The 16,344-nt window shown below is 67.4% G+C and carries 18 protein-coding genes and 1 tRNA gene; 6 read left to right on the forward strand and 13 right to left on the reverse strand.

From position 1 onward, the window contains the following. Positions 1-14 precede the first annotated feature (14 nt). Complete coding sequence (locus WJU27_RS03150; RefSeq protein ID WP_341421103.1) at positions 15-539, forward strand: cytochrome b; 525 nt, start codon at positions 15-17, stop codon at positions 537-539. Here WJU27_RS03150 and WJU27_RS03155 read toward each other — a convergent pair whose 3' ends face one another. The 4 genes from WJU27_RS03155 to mtnA form a co-directional block, all read right to left on the reverse strand. Continuing rightward, positions 540-1,124: a rhodanese-like domain-containing protein gene (locus WJU27_RS03155; RefSeq protein WP_296812150.1), complete on the reverse strand. Its 585-nt coding sequence runs from the start codon at positions 1,122-1,124 to the stop codon at positions 540-542. A 45-nt stretch (positions 1,125-1,169) separates the two neighbouring features. Beyond that, a complete protein-coding gene (locus WJU27_RS03160) occupies positions 1,170-3,785 on the reverse strand; it encodes a response regulator (RefSeq protein ID WP_029143733.1) in 2,616 nt (871 codons plus the stop codon). Between the two features lie 114 nt (positions 3,786-3,899). Continuing rightward, positions 3,900-4,529, reverse strand: a complete 630-nt coding sequence (locus tag WJU27_RS03165) for a class II aldolase/adducin family protein (RefSeq protein WP_341421104.1) — start codon at positions 4,527-4,529, stop codon at positions 3,900-3,902. A gap of 179 nt (positions 4,530-4,708) precedes the next feature. Beyond that, positions 4,709-5,749: an S-methyl-5-thioribose-1-phosphate isomerase gene (mtnA, locus tag WJU27_RS03170; RefSeq protein WP_341421105.1), complete on the reverse strand. Its 1,041-nt coding sequence runs from the start codon at positions 5,747-5,749 to the stop codon at positions 4,709-4,711. 66 nt (positions 5,750-5,815) lie between these two features. Between mtnA and WJU27_RS03175 the strand changes: the two genes are divergently transcribed. Further along, a complete protein-coding gene (locus tag WJU27_RS03175; RefSeq protein ID WP_445928423.1) occupies positions 5,816-6,982 on the forward strand; it encodes a methionine aminotransferase in 1,167 nt (388 codons plus the stop codon). 8 nt (positions 6,983-6,990) lie between these two features. Continuing rightward, positions 6,991-7,203 carry an RNA-binding S4 domain-containing protein gene (locus tag WJU27_RS03180; protein ID WP_304008323.1) on the forward strand — a complete coding sequence of 71 codons (213 nt, stop codon included), beginning with the start codon at positions 6,991-6,993 and terminating at the stop codon, positions 7,201-7,203. Between the two features lie 84 nt (positions 7,204-7,287). Here the strand turns inward: WJU27_RS03180 and hpnE are convergent, their stop codons facing one another. From hpnE to hpnC, 3 genes are read right to left on the reverse strand one after another with little or no spacing between them, the layout of a single operon-like run. Further along, entirely contained in the window at positions 7,288-8,547 is a 1,260-nt protein-coding gene (gene hpnE, locus WJU27_RS03185) for a hydroxysqualene dehydroxylase HpnE (RefSeq protein WP_341421106.1), read from the reverse strand. Next, entirely contained in the window at positions 8,544-9,377 is an 834-nt protein-coding gene (gene hpnD / locus WJU27_RS03190) for a presqualene diphosphate synthase HpnD (protein ID WP_020165013.1), read from the reverse strand. Before hpnD ends, hpnE begins: the two co-directional genes overlap by 4 nt. Further along, entirely contained in the window at positions 9,374-10,207 is an 834-nt protein-coding gene (hpnC, locus tag WJU27_RS03195; RefSeq protein ID WP_296812127.1) for a squalene synthase HpnC, read from the reverse strand. The genes hpnD and hpnC overlap by 4 nt, the downstream gene beginning before the upstream one ends. Positions 10,208-10,252: 45 nt before the next feature. Between hpnC and WJU27_RS03200 the strand changes: the two genes are divergently transcribed. Continuing rightward, a tRNA-Leu gene (locus WJU27_RS03200) sits at positions 10,253-10,337 on the forward strand. A gap of 12 nt (positions 10,338-10,349) precedes the next feature. On the opposite strand, the gene WJU27_RS03205 is transcribed toward WJU27_RS03200, so the two are convergent. The 5 genes from WJU27_RS03205 to WJU27_RS03225 all read right to left on the reverse strand — a co-directional run bounded on the left by WJU27_RS03205 (position 10,350) and on the right by WJU27_RS03225 (position 13,940). Next, entirely contained in the window at positions 10,350-10,976 is a 627-nt protein-coding gene (locus tag WJU27_RS03205) for an SAM-dependent methyltransferase (protein WP_341421107.1), read from the reverse strand. After that, positions 10,976-11,659, reverse strand: coding sequence for a GTP cyclohydrolase II (gene ribA / locus WJU27_RS03210; protein WP_020165010.1), 684 nt, complete (start codon positions 11,657-11,659; stop codon positions 10,976-10,978). Before ribA ends, WJU27_RS03205 begins: the two co-directional genes overlap by 1 nt. Positions 11,660-11,747: 88 nt before the next feature. Further along, the gene (locus WJU27_RS03215) at positions 11,748-12,467 is read right to left on the reverse strand and encodes an LrgB family protein (RefSeq protein WP_341421108.1); all 720 of its coding nucleotides are present in this window, start codon (positions 12,465-12,467) and stop codon (positions 11,748-11,750) included. Beyond that, positions 12,464-12,802, reverse strand: coding sequence for a CidA/LrgA family protein (locus tag WJU27_RS03220; protein ID WP_020165008.1), 339 nt, complete (start codon positions 12,800-12,802; stop codon positions 12,464-12,466). Before WJU27_RS03220 ends, WJU27_RS03215 begins: the two co-directional genes overlap by 4 nt. 109 nt (positions 12,803-12,911) lie before the next feature. Continuing rightward, the gene (locus WJU27_RS03225; protein WP_029143731.1) at positions 12,912-13,940 is read right to left on the reverse strand and encodes a Fe(3+) ABC transporter substrate-binding protein; all 1,029 of its coding nucleotides are present in this window, start codon (positions 13,938-13,940) and stop codon (positions 12,912-12,914) included. A 113-nt stretch (positions 13,941-14,053) separates the two neighbouring features. On the opposite strand from WJU27_RS03225, the gene WJU27_RS03230 reads away from it, so the two are divergent. Next, positions 14,054-14,404 carry a DUF2325 domain-containing protein gene (locus WJU27_RS03230; protein ID WP_296812111.1) on the forward strand — a complete coding sequence of 117 codons (351 nt, stop codon included), beginning with the start codon at positions 14,054-14,056 and terminating at the stop codon, positions 14,402-14,404. 16 nt (positions 14,405-14,420) lie between these two features. Here the strand turns inward: WJU27_RS03230 and WJU27_RS03235 are convergent, their stop codons facing one another. Further along, the gene (locus WJU27_RS03235) at positions 14,421-14,975 is read right to left on the reverse strand and encodes a C40 family peptidase (protein ID WP_341421621.1); all 555 of its coding nucleotides are present in this window, start codon (positions 14,973-14,975) and stop codon (positions 14,421-14,423) included. Positions 14,976-15,124: 149 nt separating this feature from the next. On the opposite strand from WJU27_RS03235, the gene WJU27_RS03240 reads away from it, so the two are divergent. Next, a complete protein-coding gene (locus tag WJU27_RS03240) occupies positions 15,125-16,309 on the forward strand; it encodes a GGDEF domain-containing response regulator (RefSeq protein WP_043363884.1) in 1,185 nt (394 codons plus the stop codon). Positions 16,310-16,344: the final 35 nt, after the last annotated feature.

Raw genomic sequence — 16,344 nt, forward strand, 5'->3', positions numbered from 1 at the left:
ACAGGAAAACAACGATGCGCTACACCCGCACCGCGATGTCGCTGCACTGGCTGATCGCGCTGATGCTGTTCGGCATGTTCGGCTTCGGCCTCTACATGGTCGAACTGCCGCTGTCGCCGCAGAAGCTGAAGTTCTACTCGTATCACAAGTGGGCCGGCGTCACCGTGTTCCTGCTGGTGCTCGCGCGCCTTGCGTGGCGCATCACGCACCGGCCGCCCGCACTGCCGGCCGGCATGCCGGCGTGGCAGGTGAAGGCGGCCAAGGCGGGCCATCATCTGCTCTATCTGCTGATGGTGATCGTGCCGCTGTCCGGCTGGCTGATGAGTTCGGCCAAGGGCTTCCAGACCGTCTGGTTCGGCGTGCTGCCGCTGCCCGATCTGCTGGCCAAGGACGAGGCGCTGGGCGAGGCGCTGCTGCTGACGCACCGGCTGCTGAACTGGTTCTTCATGCTGGTGGTGGCGGGCCACGTGGCGGCCGCGCTGAAGCACCACTTCATCGACCGCGACGGGCTGCTGTCGCGCATGCTGCCCGGACGCTGATCAGCGCGCGCCAGCTGGCAGCCAGACCTGCGCCGGCTCGAGCGCGTAGCTCCACGGCAGGCCCGCGTTCTTCCAGCCATTGACGGTGCGCTTGCCGCGCTCGGCGCCGCTGTCCGCGGTGTCGCCCTCGAAACCGTCGATCACCGTCCATACCCGGGTGAAACCGGCCGCGGCCAGCGCATTGACGGCGCGCGCGGTGCGGTCGCCGGAGCGGCAGATGAGCACGATGTCGGCGTTGCGGTCCAGACCCTTGGCCTGCAGGCGCTGCTCGACCGAGCGGATGAATTCAGGGTTCTTGTGCAGCGTGAAGCGGCGCGACTTGGCGTCGAAGTGGTCGAAATCGACCAGCATGAAGGGCACGTTGGCGTCCATGCCTGCCGGTACGCCGACGTAGCTCACCTCGGCCTGCGTGCGCACGTCGAGGAAGAGCGTGCCGCCGGGGTTGTCGCTCAGCATGCGGTGCGCCTCGGCCGAGGTCAGATAGCGGTCCAGCACCGTGCGCTTGTCCGGCGGCACGGCGGCGGGATCGATGGCGTAGGCGCTGCTGCAGGCGCACAGTGCAAGAACGACGAGGGTTGAGCGCATCGGTGACTCCTTCGCGGTGGATCGCCGCGCAGGACGGGGCGACGATCAGGCCACGCTGAGACGCGGCTTGCCACGCAGTCGACTGCGCAGCGGGCGGTCGAGTTCTGCCAGACGCGCAGTCAGCGTATCCATCAGCTTGTCGCGCGACACCGATTTGGCGACAAAGCAGCTGGCGCCGGCGTCCATCGCGGCGCGTTGCCAGGCCGGGTCCTCGATGCCCGACAGCATCACGATGACCAGCTTGTCGGCGCTGTAGTGTTCGCGCAGCGCCTTGCAGGTGGCGACGCCGTCCATGCCCTGCATCAGCCCGTCGAGCAGCAGCACGTGCGGGCATTGCTGGCCCACCATCAGCAGCGCCTGCTCGCCGCTCTCTGCCTCGCGGATGTGCGTGCAGCCGGCGCCTTCGAGCGAGCGACGCATCAGGAAGCGTTCCGCCTCGTCGTCGTCGACGATCAGGATGTCCAGCGCGTCCGGCAGTGCGCCCTGCGCGCCTTCGCTGTCCAGGCTGCATTCGAGCACGCGACGCGCCGACTCCAGCTGCATGCGGCTGGCGATCGGCACCAGCGTGGTGGCGAGCGCCCAGTCCTTTTCCAGCGCGGCCGCTTCGAGGCGACGCATCGTGTCGTGCAGGTCGAAGGCCTGCGCATGCACGGCCAGCGACTTCAGCGTGTGGGCAGCGCGGCGCAGCGTGTTCTCATCGCGCTCGCGCAGTGCTTCCTGCATGGCCAGCACGTTGCGCTGCGATTCCTTCTCGTAGAGCGCGGCGAAGCGCGCGCGGTCCTGCTGGTTGATCGCGTCGATCGAGATCGACTGCGTGCCGGACACCGCGTTGTCCGGCAGCCACTTGCGCACGATGGCGTACAGGTCGTCCTCGCGGAAGGGCTTGGCCAGGTAGTCGTCCATGCCGGCGGCGATGCAGTTCTCGCGATCGCCGTCGTTGGCACCGGCGGTCAGCGCGATCAGCGGGGTGGCCGGCAGGCCGACCAGGCGCTCGCGATCGCGGATGCGTTCGCAGGCCTCGAAGCCGTCCATGCCGGGCATCTGGCAGTCCATCAGCACGAGGTCGAAGCGGGCGTGTTCAAGCTCCTGCAGCGCCTGGCGACCGTCGCGCGCCAGCGTGCAGCGCAGGCCGAAGGCCTCCAGCATGTGGGACGCGACTTCGGCATTGACCGGGCTGTCCTCGACCAGCAGCACGCTGCCGGACAGTCGCGGCAAGGTGGGCAGCGACAGGCTGTTCTGCGCTTCCTCGATGCCGGTCGATACCACCTTGCACGGCAGCGACAGCGTAAAGGTGGAGCCTATGCCCTGGGCGCTGCGCAGCGTGACCGAACCGCCGAGCATTTCGGCCAGCTGACGCGAAATCGCCAGACCGAGACCGGTGCCGCCGAAGCGGCGCGAGGCGGTGTTGTCGGCCTGGGCGAAGGCGTCGAAGATGCGCGCCTGGTCGTCGTGCGCGATGCCGATGCCGGTATCGCGGACCGACATGACCATGCGCACCGAACCGCTGGTCGGGCGATCGTGCAGCATCAGGTCGTCGTCCATCGAGTGCGCACGCAGCGTGATGAACACTCCGCCGTGGTCGGTGAACTTGATGGCGTTGCCGATCAGGTTGACGGCGATCTGGCGCAGGCGACCCGGGTCGCCCTCGATGCGGCCAGGCACCGCGTCGTCGACGTCGAGTGCCAGCGTCAGGTTCTTTTCGCGCGCCTGGGCGCCAAGCAATTCGGTCACCTCGCGCAGCGTGCGCCGCGGGTCGAATTCGCTGCGCACGAGATCGAAGCGGCCGGCTTCGATCTTCGACAGGTCGAGGATGTCGTTCAGCAGATCGAGCAGGTTTTCGCCCGAGCGGTACAGCGTTTCGAGATAACGCCGCTGCTCGCCATTCAGTTCGCTGCGCAGCAGCAGCTGCGCCATGCCCAGCACGCCATTCATCGGCGTGCGGATTTCGTGGCTCATGTTCGCCAGGAACTGGCTCTTCGCCTGGTTGGCCTGTTCCGCGTTCTCCTTCGCTTCCTCGTTTTCCTGCGCCACCTTGGCGTGGTGCAGGCGCAGCCGGATGAACTCGGCAGTGTTGCGCTGGAAGCGACGGGCATTGACCACGGCGATCATCAGGAACAGCAGGATGAAGCCGCCCAGCACCTCGCGTTCGGGTTCGGGCGAGCGCAGATAGAAGTAGGCGGTCGGCAGCAGCGTCGGCAGCGCCATGCACAGATAGGCCTTCCACATGCCGGTCAGCGAGAACAGCCCGACGGCGGAAACGGCCACCAGACAGAGCGGCACCACCATTTCGTAGGGGTGCCCGGGCGGCGGCATCAGGAACACGCCCAGCGATCCCCAGGCCGAGCCGGCGGCGAGCACGCCGAGCATGAACAGCCACTTCCAGATCAGCGTTTCATTGATGCCGGGCGACACATGGCGCCAGGCCAGGATGAGGCCGTAGCGACCGACGTTCACGATCACCATCGCCACCAGCCAGACGCTGAGCGCGCGCGGATCGACGATGTTGTGCAGCACGCCCCAGATCAGGCTGGCCAGCACGATGGCCATCAGCAGCGTGAAGGGCGTCAGCCGATAGGCGAGCGCCACCAGTTCCGCCTCGACCTGGCGTTCCGTGCCTTCATTGCGCGGTGTGGTGCCGTGTGACAGAAGAGTGGTGGGCATGACCGGCTCAGCTCGTAGGGCAGTCGGCCGCGAGGCTCGATAGAAAGGAGTAGTTCCGGTTCACGACTGTGGGCACGGTTTCTTTAACCGGCCGGCCTTGACGGGGCGCCCGGCTCACTGACCGTAGCTCCCGAACTTGACCAGCACGCGCGCCATTTCGGCGTCGTCGATCAGCCGCGGCGTGCCGATCTGCAGCGCCCGCCAGTACTGCTCGCACAGGGTTTCGAACTCCACCGCCAGCGCCACCGCCTGCGCCAGATCGTGGCCGAACACCAGCATGCCGTGGTTGGCCATCAGGCAGGCACAGCGACCGTCCAGCGCTTCGATCACCGAGTCGGACAGCGCCTGTTCGCCGAAGGTGGCGTAGCGGGCGCAGCGCACGGTGGCGCCACCGAAGCGCGCAATCATGTAATGGAAGGGTGGAATGTCGGCACCGACGCAGGCCAGCGCGGTGGCGAAAGGAGCGTGCGTATGCACGACTGCACCGGCTTCGGGTCGCGCCCGATAGATGTCGCGATGGATGCGCCATTCCGAGGACGGCTTGAGCCGGCCTGCGAAACCGCCGTCCAGGTCGACCAGAACCATGTCGTCCGGCGTGCACGCATCCGGTTCGAGTCCGCTCGGTGTGATCAGGAATGCGGCGCCGCGGCGCGCGCTGACATTGCCAGCCGCACCGCGGTTCAGTCCGCACGCTTCCAACCGGCGAGCCGCAGAGTGCACGTCGGCGCCGCTGACCTCAGTCATCAGGGTGTGCCCCTGTATTGTGGAGTGCCGCCGATTATCCCCAACGCGCCGCGGATTACAAGCGTGTCTGCGTTAAACGTTGACGATCCGTCAGTGGTTTCGCCACATCGTCGGCCGGAAACCCTTTACAGATAAGGGTTCCAGTCTTCTCGAAACAACATTAACTTCTGTGGATGAAGTCATATGTTGGCCCGCGCCGGTGTCTGCCCCGCGGCGCAGTCGATCGGACCGCGCTCGGTCACGATGGCGCTGAGCAATGCCGCAGGGGTCACGTCGAAGGCCGGATTGGCGACGGCGCGGCTGGCGTCGAGCACCGTGACGCCGCCCTCGGCGCCGCGTACCACGCGCACCTCGTCGCCGCTGCGCTCCTCGATCGGAATCGCGTCGCCGTCGGCGCAGGCGAGGTCTATGGTCGACCACGGCGCGGCGACCCAGAAGGGCAGCGCGTGCGCGCGTGCCGCCAGCGCCTTCAGATAGCTGCCCACCTTGTTCGCGGTATCGCCATTCGCCGCGATGCGGTCGGCGCCGATCACCACCGCGTCGACGCGGCCTTCGCGCATCAGCTGGCCGGCGGCGTTGTCGGCGATCACCGTGTGCGGCACGCCAGCGCAGGCCAGTTCCCAGGCGGTCAGCAGGCCCTGATTGCGCGGCCGTGTTTCCGAAACCCAGACGTGGATGTCCAGTCCGGCCTGCTGCGCCAAGTAGATGCCGGACAGCGCGGTGCCCCAGCCGGTCGTGGCCAGCCAGCCGGCGTTGCAGTGAGTCATCAGGTTGATGCGGCCGCGTGCTGGCAGCGCGCGGATCAGCGCCAGCGTGTGTTCGCCGATGGCGCGGTTGGCCGCGCGATCCTCGTCGCAGATCGCCAGCGCCTCGCGCCAGGCGGCATCGGCACGCGCCGACGGTGCCAGGGGCTGCACTGCACCGGCGACCCGGTCCAGCGCCCAGGCCAGGTTCACCGCGGTCGGCCGGGTCGCGGCCAGCGTGCGTCGGGCGGCGTCGAGTGCGTCGTCGTCGGCTGCCTCATGCAGCGCCAGCGCCAGACCGAAGGCGCCGATGGCACCGATCAGCGGCGCGCCGCGCACCTGCATCGAGGCGATGGCGTGCGCGGCCTGCGCTGCGGTGTCGATGCGCAGTTCGTGTGCGGCGAAGGGCAGGCGGGTCTGGTCGAGGATGTGGAGCACGCCGTTGTCGATGCGCAGCGGACTGGGGGTGTCGGTCATGGAGCGGGGCGGGCATACCGTATTGCGTCGAGGCCTGAAGCATAATCCGCCCTCCAAGCCAGAGCGATGTCTGCCATGCAGGATTACAGCGGCCGCGTGCCGTCCAAGCTGCCCGACGTGGGCACCACGATATTCACCGTCATTTCGCGCGAAGCCGCCGAACTGGGCGCGCTGAACCTGTCGCAGGGCTTTCCCGACTTCACCGCCGGTCCGGAACTGTTCGACGCGGTGGCGCGGCACATGCACGCCGGCCACAACCAGTATTCGCCGATGGCCGGCCAGCCGGCGCTGCGCGCTGCGGTATCCGCCAAGATGGCCGCGGTGTATGGCGCGCAGTACGACCCGGAATCCGAAATCACCATCACCGCGGGTGCCACCCAGGCCGTCTATACCGCGATCACGGCGCTGGCCGGGCCGGGCGACGAGGTGATCGTTTTCGAGCCGGCCTTCGACAGCTATCTGCCGGGCATCCGGCTGGCGGGCGCGACGCCGGTGTTCATCCGGCTGCAGGCGCCGCACTTCCTGCCGGACTGGGACGCGGTGGCGCGCGCGATCACGCCGCGCACCCGGCTCATCATCACCAACACGCCGCACAACCCGACCGGCGCCGCCTGGTCGCTCGACGACCAGCGCCGGCTGGCCGCGCTGTGCGAGGGCCGCGACATCCTGGTCATTTCGGACGAGGTGTACGAGCACATCATGTTCGACGGCCGCGAACATGCCAGCGCCTGCCGCCTGCCGGAACTGGCGGCGCGCACGCTGCTGGTGTCCAGCTTCGGCAAGACCTTCCATGTGACCGGCTGGAAGGTGGGCTTCGTCTGCGCCCCACCGTCGCTGACCGCAGAATTCCGCCGTGTGCACCAGTTCAACGTGTTCGCGGTGAACACGCCCTGCCAGCTCGGGCTCGCCGACTACATGGCCGACGCTTCGCGCTACCTCGATCTCGGCGCCTTCTACCAGCAGAAGCGCGACGATTTCCGCGCCCGCATGGCCGGCTCGCGCTTCGAACTGCTGGACTGCGCCGGCACCTATTTCCAGCTCGCCCGCTACGACGCGATCAGCGACGAGCCGGACGCCGTGTTCGTGCGCCGGTTGATGCGCGAAGCCGGCGTGGCCACCATACCGGTGTCAGCCTTCCACCACGATGGCTTCGACGCGAAGCTCATCCGTTTCTGCTTCGCCAAGAGCGAAGCGCTCATTGCACAGGCCTGCGAGCGCCTGTGCGCCTATTGAAAGCTGCAATGGAAAACGTCGATTTCGAACTGCGGGGCGAGTACGTCGCCCTGTGCGACCTGCTGAAGATTGCCGGTGTCGTCACCAGTGGCGGCGAGGGCAAGGCCCGCGTCGACGCCGGAGGTGTGATGGTGGATGGACAGCCGGAATCGCGCCGTACCGCCAAGATACGCGCCGGTCAGGTGGTGGAGTGCGACGGCGTGCGGATTGCCGTTCGGTGAACTGCAGCTTCAAGCTGCAAGATTCAAGATGCAGGGCGCTGCGGTTTTGGTTTCACTTGCCGCTTGTGTCTTGCATCTTGAAGCTCACCCCGCGACCCGGCATGCAGCCGCCAGGCCGCTGCGCACGGCCGCTTCCAGCGTGGCTGGATAGTCGGCGACGAGGTAGTCGCCGGCGATGGCGATGCGGGTGTCGCGCGGCTGTTCGATCACGGCACGCCCCGGCGTGCAGCGGAAGGTGGCGCGGCGTTCGCTGATCGTGCGTACCCACAGCGGATCGGGCAGCGCGGGGAACTGGCTGCGCAGCGCGGCCAGTACGGTGCGTTCCGTCTCTTCCCGCGTGCCGCCCGCGGCGGATACGACTCCGGCCAGCAGGCCGGGCGGACCGCCGACCTGGCCGCGGTCGAACACCCAGTGCGGTTCGCCGGCGACGAAGCCGGTCATCGCCCCGGGCAGACGCGTGCGGGCGTCGAATGCGGCATAGACCGTGGTGATGGCTTCGTACTCCAGCGCCGCGATCTGTCGCGCGATGTCCTGCATGCCCGGCAGATCGCCGAGCAGCGCCGGCAGCTGGTGCGGGCTGCAGGCGAACACGACGCGGTCGAAGCACGGTGCGCCGTCGGGGACCTCGATGGCGAAGCCGTCGGCCTGCGCGCGCACCGTGCGCACGCGCGTTCCGGTGTTCACCGACGCGCCGTGCGCGCGCAGCCAGAACAGCGCCGGTTCCGGCAGCAGACTGCCGAGGTCTGCGCGCGGCAGCAGCAGGTCGGCCGCACCCGGTGGCCCCATCAGGCTGTCGGTCAGCACGCGCGCGAACACGCGGGCGCTGGACTGTTCGATCGAGCTGTTCAGCGCGGCGATGCACAGCGGCGCCCACAGGTGCGTGATTGCGCCGTCGGTCTGCGCCGTGCGGGCGAGCAGGGCGGCCACGGTTTCGTCGGCCGCCGGTGTACGGCGTATCGCGCGCATCAGCCGCAGCGCGGCCAGACGGTCGCGCCAGCTCATGCCGCGGGCACGCAGGAATGCAATGGCGAGGCCGAGGCGTCCGCTGCTGTGTGCGCGCAACGAAAAGCCGTCGTCGAATTCGAGCGCCAGTGGCAGGCGCTGCAGCAGCGCGTCGGGATCGGCACCGACCGCACGCATGAGCGCCAGTGTTTCGCTGTAGGCGCCGATCAGGATGTGCTGGCCGTTGTCGAGCGGCAGACCATCCATGCGCACGGTGCGTGCGCGGCCGCCGACCTGGGGGGCGGCTTCGAACAGCGTAGCGCGCAGGCCGCGGCGCACGCAGTCGACCGCGCAGGCCAGGCCGGCCCATCCGCCACCGACGATGGCGACCGTGGTGCTCAACTTCTAAGCCAGGTTTTCCACGCCAGCCACAGCTTGCGCAGCGGCGTCAGCGCGATGCGCCGGTCGAGCACGCGGCACCCGTCGCGCTCGATCTCGTCGAGCAGCGTGCGGTAGATCGCGGCCATCACCAGGCCCGGTCGCTGCGCTGCGCGGTCCTGCTTAGGCAGCGCAGCCATCGCCTGTTCGTAGTACTGGCGGGCGCGGGCGATCTGGAACTCCATCAGCTGGCGGAACTCGTCGCTGTAGCGCGCGTTCAGGATGTCGGCGGCGCGCACGTTGAAGCGCTGCAGCTCCTCGACCGGAAGATAGATGCGGCCGCGCCGCGCGTCCTCACCGACGTCACGGATGATGTTGGTGAGCTGGAAGGCGATGCCCAGGTCGTGCGCGTACTTCTGCGTGTCACGGTGGGTGGAGCCGAAGATCTGCGAGGCGAGCAGGCCGACCACCGAGGCGACGCGGTAGCAGTAGAGCTGCAGGCCCTTGAAGTCCAGGTAGCGCGACTGGTCGAGATCCATTTCCATGCCGTCGATGACTTCGAGCAGCTGTTCGCGCGGCAGGCCGTAGTCGCGGATGGCCGGCAGCAGCGCGAGGCAGACCGGATGCTCCGGCGTGCCGTCGAAGCAGGCGTCGATCTGCGTGCGCCACCAGGCGAGCTGGGTGCGCGCGATGCCGACGTCCTCGGTTTCGTCGACCACGTCGTCGACCTCGCGGCAGAAGGCGTACAGCGCCGTGATCGCACGGCGGCGCGGCGGCGGCAGGAATAGGAAGCTGTAATAGAAGGACGAGCCACTCTTGGCGGCGCGGTCCTGACAGTATTCGTCGGGAGTCATCGGTAGGTGAGGGCCTTGAGGCCGATCAGCGGCCAGTCGGTTCGGCCCAGTTTCGGGCGGCGGCGGAACACATCGTAATCGACCTGTTCGATGCGCTGCAAAATGCGCAGCCCACCCTGCACGATCAGGCGCAGTTCCCAGCCGATGCGACCGGGCAGGCGGCGTGCCAGCGGCATGCCGGAGCGCATCAGTGCGCGGGCGTCATCGACCAGGTGTTTCATCATGGCGCGGAAGGCGTCGTCGCAGCGGGCCTCGCGCAGATGCGCCTCGGTGACGCCGAAGCGCGCCATCGTGTCGAGCGGAATGTAGATGCGGCCGGGCGGCAGGCCGTCGGCGTTCTTGCCGATATCGATGGCGACGTCCTGCCAGTGATTGATCAGTTGCAGCGCGCTGCAGATGGCGTCGGACTGCGCCAGGCTTTCCGCGTCATCGACCTTGTACAGGCAGAGCAGCAGCCGGCCGATCGGGTCGGCCGAGCGGCGGCAGTAGTCGCGCAGTTCTGTGTCGTTTGCGTAGCGGGTTTTCACGACGTCCTGCGCGAAGGCGTCGAGCAGGTCGTGGAACAGCGGCAGCGGCAGTGACCAGGCGCGGACGGTGCGGGCCAGCCGGGCGTGTATCGGGTCGTCCGGCATGCCGCCGCGTTCGATGACGCGCAACTGCTCGCGGCACAGTTCGAGCGCCGCCAGGCGCGCTTCCGGGGCGGCCTCGCCCTCGTCGGCGATGTCGTCCGCATTGCGGGCGAACCAGTAGATGGCCGCGACCGGCTCGCGCAGCGCGGGCGGCATCAGGCGGGAGGCGACCGGGAAGTTTTCGTAGTGTTCGACCGACATGGGGCGCCGAGTATACCGGGGGCGGGTGTACAATCCGCGCCGCGTGCCCAGGTGGCGAAATTGGTAGACGCACTGGATTTAGGTTCCAGCGCCGCAAGGCGTGGAGGTTCGAGTCCTCTCCTGGGCACCAGCCTGCGCTTGTTCAGCCGGGTTTTCTCGCCACCATTCCCACGAGTGCCGACTGTCCGCGATGCGCGGAGCCTTCGTCGAGCACGTCCTCGTATTCGTCCAGCCGCTCGATGTCGAAGTCGCCGAAGGTTTCGCGCAGCATTGCGGCGGTATAGAGATTGTCGACGGCTGACGGCCCGCCGGTGCGGTAATCGAGCTGTTTCGGCGTATAGCCCTGCAGCAGGATGCGTCCGCCCGGGCGCAGCGTGCGCTTCAGGTTTTCGAACAGCAGGGCGCGCTCGTCGGGTGCGGCGAACTGGATGAAGATGGCCACCACCAGGTCGAAGGCTTCGTCCGGATAGGTCCAGTTCAGCGCGTCGGCCAGCGCGAAATCGACTCGCACGCCGCGCGCGGCAGCCAGTGCTTCGGCCTTGTCGAGTGCAACCGGCGACAGTTCGGTCGCCGTCACGTCCAGCCCCTGTTCGGCCAGCCAGACCGCGTTGCGGCCTTCGCCGTCGGCGACGCTGAGCGCGCGCTGTCCTGCACGGAGCAGACCGGCCTGTGCAGCGAGGAAGCGGTTCGGCGCGGTGCCGAACAGATAGGACTCGCCGACGGCGCGGTACTTGTCGGACCAGAAGTCCTGCGCGTCGGCGTGGCTCATCAGTCCTGAATGTGGCCCATGCGCTGGGCCTTGGTCGCCAGGTAGCGGTGATTCATCGGGTTGGCACCGGCGTGCAGCGGAATGCGCTCGACCACTTCGACACCCTCGCTCTCCAGCGCCCGCACCTTCAGCGGGTTGTTGGTGAGCAGGCGCGCCTGACGTATGCCGAGGCTGCGCACGATGTGAGCGGCGTAGCGATAGTCGCGCGCGTCGTCCTCGAAACCCAGCATGCGGTTGGCGTCCACCGTGTCGGCGCCGCTGTCCTGCAGCGCGTAGGCGCGGATCTTGTTGATCAGGCCGATGCCGCGCCCTTCCTGTCGCAGGTAGACCAGGGCACCGCGGCCTTCGGCAGCAATCGCGCGCAGCGACGCTTCGAGCTGCGGGCCGCAATCGCAGCGCAGGCTGAACAGCGTGTCGCCGGTCAGGCATTCGGAGTGCAGGCGCAGCATGACCGGCGCGCCGTCGCTGAAGTCGCCCAGCGTCAGCGCAACGTGTTCGAGCCCGGTCTTCGGGTCGGCGTAGCCGTGCAGCGTGAAGTCGGCCCAGCGGGTGGGCAGCCGGCAGACGATGTCCGACGGTGCGGTCGCGTGCGCGGTGGCGTCGGCCGGGTGGCGGCCGGCGTTGTCGCCTTCCGGCAGGTGGCCGATGGCGCGGTACTTCTTTTCACTGGGTTGCGTGCTCATGTGCTGCTTTGTGTTGGGGCCTGAAGCGGAGTGCGGGAGCAGGCCAAGGGGCGTAAGTATGGCCCATGTTGTGCTCGGGGCGGCACGGTCAGCTTAACCAGCGGGCGATCAGCGGCACGACAATCGCCGTGACGACACCATTCAATCCCATTGCAAGCGCGGAGAAGGCGCCCGCCGTCTCGCCGAGCTGGAAGGCGCGCGCGGTGCCGATGCCATGGGCGCTCATGCCGATGGCGAAGCCGGTTACCGCCGGGTCACGGGTGCCGGTGGCCTTGAGCAGCGCGGGGCCGATGACGGCACCGACGATGCCGGTCAGGATGACCAGGATGGCGGTCAGCGAGGGCAGGCCACCGATCTTTTCCGAAATGCCCATGGCGATCGGCGTGGTGACCGATTTCGGCGCCAGCGACAGCAGCGTACGCGGCTCGGCGCCGAGCGCCTGCGCGATCCACCATACGGACAGCGCCGACGCCACCGACCCGGCCAGCAGCGCCAGCATCGACGGTCCGAACAGCTGCTTGAGCCGCGGTAGCTGTGCGTAAAGCGGAACAGCCAGGGCAACCGTGGCGGGGCCGAGCAGGAAATGGACGAACTGGGCGCCGTCGAAATAGACGGCGTAGGGCGTGCCGGTCAGCGTGAGCAGGGCGACGATGAGCGCCACCGCCAGAGCGACCGGATTGGCCAGCGGGTGCGATCCGAGCTTGAGGTAGAGCGCATGCGCCGCCTGGTAGGCCAGCAGAGTCAGCGTGAGGCCGAGCAGCGGGCTGGCCGCCAGATAGACCCAAAGCTCGCGGATTTCGCCGCTCATCGCCCGCGCGCTCCGAGGCGCAGCACGGCGGCGGTGAGCAGCAGCGTGATCGCGCAGCTCAGCACGACCGCAGTCAAGGTCGGCAGCCACTCGCGGGCGAGCAGGCTGGCGTGCACCATGATGCCGGCGCCGGCCGGTACGAACAGCAGCGACAGGTGCTGCAGCAGCGTGTTGGCCGTCTCGCGCAGCGGTGCCGGCGTGTCGCCACGGATCATCAGGGCGGCAAACAGCAGCGCCATGCCGACCACCGGGCCGGGTACCGGCAGCCCCAGCCACTGGACCAGCACTTCCCCGATCAGCTGCAGCACCAGCAGCAGGGTGAGCGACGCGAGCATGACGACCTCCGGCCTTGATACGTGACCGGATTCTACGGCGTCCGCAGATGTGCAAAGGCCCCGGTCCTTGCGGTACCGGGGCCTTCGCTGATGGGCCTAGATCGCCGGATCAGCGATAGCCGGCACGGTCGAACACCTTCTGCGCCTGGGCCGTCGTGCGCGCCAGTTCGCCCACGTTCAGCGTGTCGGCCTTGAAGTTGCCGAGCGACTTCAGTTCCGGGTTCGCCACCACGGCCGACTTCACCACCGGCCACTCGTTGTTGCCGTTCGCGAAATAGGCCTGGGCTTCGTCCGAGGCGAGGTATTCCAGGAACTTGACCGCGGCGTCCTTGTTCGGCGCCGTCTTCAGCATGCCGCCGCCGGAAATGTTGATGTGGGTGCCGAAGCTGGATTGGTTGGGCCACACGACGCCGACCTTCTCCATCATCGAGCGGTCTTCCGCCTTGCCCGAGCGCAGCAGGCGCACCAGATAGTAGGTGTTCGACACGGCCACGTCACACTCGCCAGCCGCCACCGCCTTGATCTGGTCGGTGTCGCCGCCCTTGGGCGCGCGGGCGAAGTTGGCGACCACGCCACGTGCCCACTCTTCGGTCTTGGCTTCACCCCAGTGCTGGATCAGCGCAGCGCCGAGCGACACGTTGTACGGGTGGGCGCCGGAGCGCGAACAGAGCTTGCCCTTCAGCGCCGGCTTGGCCAAGTCTTCGTAATTGGCGACGTCGGCCGACTTCAGCTTCATCTTGTTGTAGATGATGACGCGGGCGCGGGTCGAGAACGCGAACCAGTTGTTCTCCGGGTCACGCAGGTGGGCCGGGATGCGCTCTTCGAGCACGGCGGACTTCACCGGCGCGAACAGGCCGAGCGCATCGGCCTGGGCCAGGCGCGAGGCGTCAACGGTGATGAACACGTCGGCCGGGCTGTTGGCGCCCTCGTTGCGGATGCGCTCGACCAGTTCGTCTTCCTTGCCTTCGATGCGGTTGATCTTGATGCCGGTCTGGCGCGTGAAGTTCGAGTACAGCGCTTCGTCCGTCTGATAGTGACGGGCCGAGTAGAGGTTCAGCACCTTTTCCTGCGCAAGCGCCGGGGTCAGCGCGAAGGCGGCGGTCAACGCCGTTGCGAGGCGGATGAGTCGGGATTTCATGGTCGCTCCAGGAGATACGGTCGCAAGTTTCGTGCGCGAATCAGTGCGTCACGATGCGGCCGGAAATTAGCAGAAGCAATTCGCAATTGCAAAGCATTCGCAATTGCGCTACCGTGAATGCGAATCGTTCTCAAAAGGATGTTCGCATGGACGCTGTTCTGGTCGGGGCCGATCGCCTCGGCAACATTCCCGAGGTGCTGGCCGAGTTCGGCCTGAAGATCCGTCATCACATCACCGGTCGCGATCCCAAGCACCAGCGGCAGGCGCAGCGCCTGCCCGGCGGCACCGACGTGGTGATTTTGTTTACCGACTTTCTCGGCCACAACGTGATGAAGGCCTATCGCGACGCGGCACGCGACAGCGGCGTGCCGGTGGTGGCCTGCCGCCGTTCGGTGTGTGCATTGAAAACAGCGTTGGAAGGGTGCGGCGCGGTCAAGTGCGCGGCGTGTCCGCGCGCAAAGTGAAGCCGGCCGGAAGGAATCAGCGCAGCGAAATGTCGCTGCCCCGATCGACGTCGATCCGGCGTGCGCCGTTGAAGCGCTTGGCCCAGTAGCGGCCGGTCATGTCGTCGACCCGCACGCCGCCGCCGCGCGAATTGGCGTGCATGAACTTGTTGTCGCCGAGATAGATGCCGACGTGCGAGAAGGAACGGCGCAGCGTGTTGAAGAACACCAGGTCGCCCGGCTGCAGTTCGTCCTTCGGAATCGTTTCACCGACCCGCGCCATTTCGACCGCGGTGCGCGGCAGCAGCACGCCCAGCGCGTCGGAAAACACATGGCGCACGAAACCGCTGCAGTCGAAGCCGCTCTGCGGCGTATTGCCGCCAAAACGGTAACGGATGCCAAGCAGGGACAGGCCGTTGTCGATCAGGTCAGTCACCGCGTCAGCCGCGGCATTGGCGTGCTCGAGTACACGTTCGCCCGAGAAGGGGCCGTAGAGCGTCGTGAATACGTTGCTTTCCGGTGCCGGAGCGGGCTCGGCCCGAACGGCGGGGGAGGCGAGGAGCGCGCAGGCAGTCGCGGCGCACAACCACATCCGGAGAAGGGATATTCGGAGCATGGGGCCGGAATATACCGACGCAACCCCCATCTGCCAAGTTTTCCGACACCGCCAACATGTTGCGCGACAGCGCGCCGGCTTCCCCTACAATCGCGGGTCCGACCATCCCAGCCGACGCGCGGCCCATGAGTGATTCCCCGCCCAGCGATGATGTGATGCACGCCAAGGTGCTTGTCGTAGACGACTCGCGCATGGTGCGCGCGTCCATCATCAAACGCATCCGCGACCGCTTCGAGTGCCGCGAGGAGGCCGATGGCGAAGCCGGCTGGGCGACGCTGCTGGTCGATGATTCGATCCAGGTCGTGCTGTCGGATCTGAGCATGCCGCACCTCGACGGCTACGGCCTGCTCGAACGCATCCGCGCCTCGCACATCCAGCGCATCGCCGACATTCCGGTGATCATGATTTCCGGCGACGAGGACGACGCGGCGCGCGAGCGTGCGCGGGCACTCGGCGCCACCGACTTCATCACCAAGGGCATCGGTACCGTCGAACTGCTGTCGCGCATCGAATCGGCCAGCCGGCTCAGCAAGACGTCGCGCGAACTGGCCGACAGCCGCGAGGCGCTGGCCGCCGCCTCGCCGATCGACCCGGATTCGGGCATGGCGACGCCGCAGTACATGGAAATCCACGGCGCGCAGCTGATGTCTGCGGCGGCGCGCTACCACGGTCAGGTCAGCGTGCTGATTGTCGGCATCGACAACTTCGGCGAAATCACCCGCAACTTCGGTCGCCACGTGACCGACCTCATCATGCGCAAGCTGGCCAAGGTGCTGGCCACGAAAGTGCGCAAGGAAGACACCTTCTCGCAGATCGGCGACGGCCAGTTCGCCATCATCACGCCGGACATCAGCCTGCAGAGCGCTGAACAGTTTGCCAACCGGATGCGCAGCGTGATCGGCGCAACGGCGATGCAGTATCGCGGCCAGACACTGCGCATCAGTCTGAACATCGGCGTCGCCAACAGTCTGGCCGACCAGGCTGAGTCGGTGTCGCAGATGCTGGGCCTGGCCGTGGCGCGTGCCGATCTGGCGCACCGCGAGGGCGGCAACGCGGTGCGAAGCACCGGCGGCGAGCCGCAGAAATTCGCGTGGACGGCCGGCATCGTCAGCATCGAGCGTGCGCTGCTGCTGATCAAGTCGGGCGCACAGGCCGAGATCGAGCCGCAACTGCCGGCGCTGATCTACCGGCTGCTGCCGCTGCTGGAATTGATCGGAGTCAAGTACGACTGCAACATTCCGCTCGACTGCTTGCGCGAGCACGCAGCCGAAGCCGATACTTCGCTCCTCGGCAAGCAGCAGCCAGGCTAGGTCGACAAGCGAAACACACAATAAAAAAGATCAAT

The sequence above is a fragment of the Methyloversatilis sp. NSM2 genome, assembly GCF_038066675.1.
In the GTDB taxonomy this organism is placed as follows: domain Bacteria; phylum Pseudomonadota; class Gammaproteobacteria; order Burkholderiales; family Rhodocyclaceae; genus Methyloversatilis; species Methyloversatilis discipulorum_A.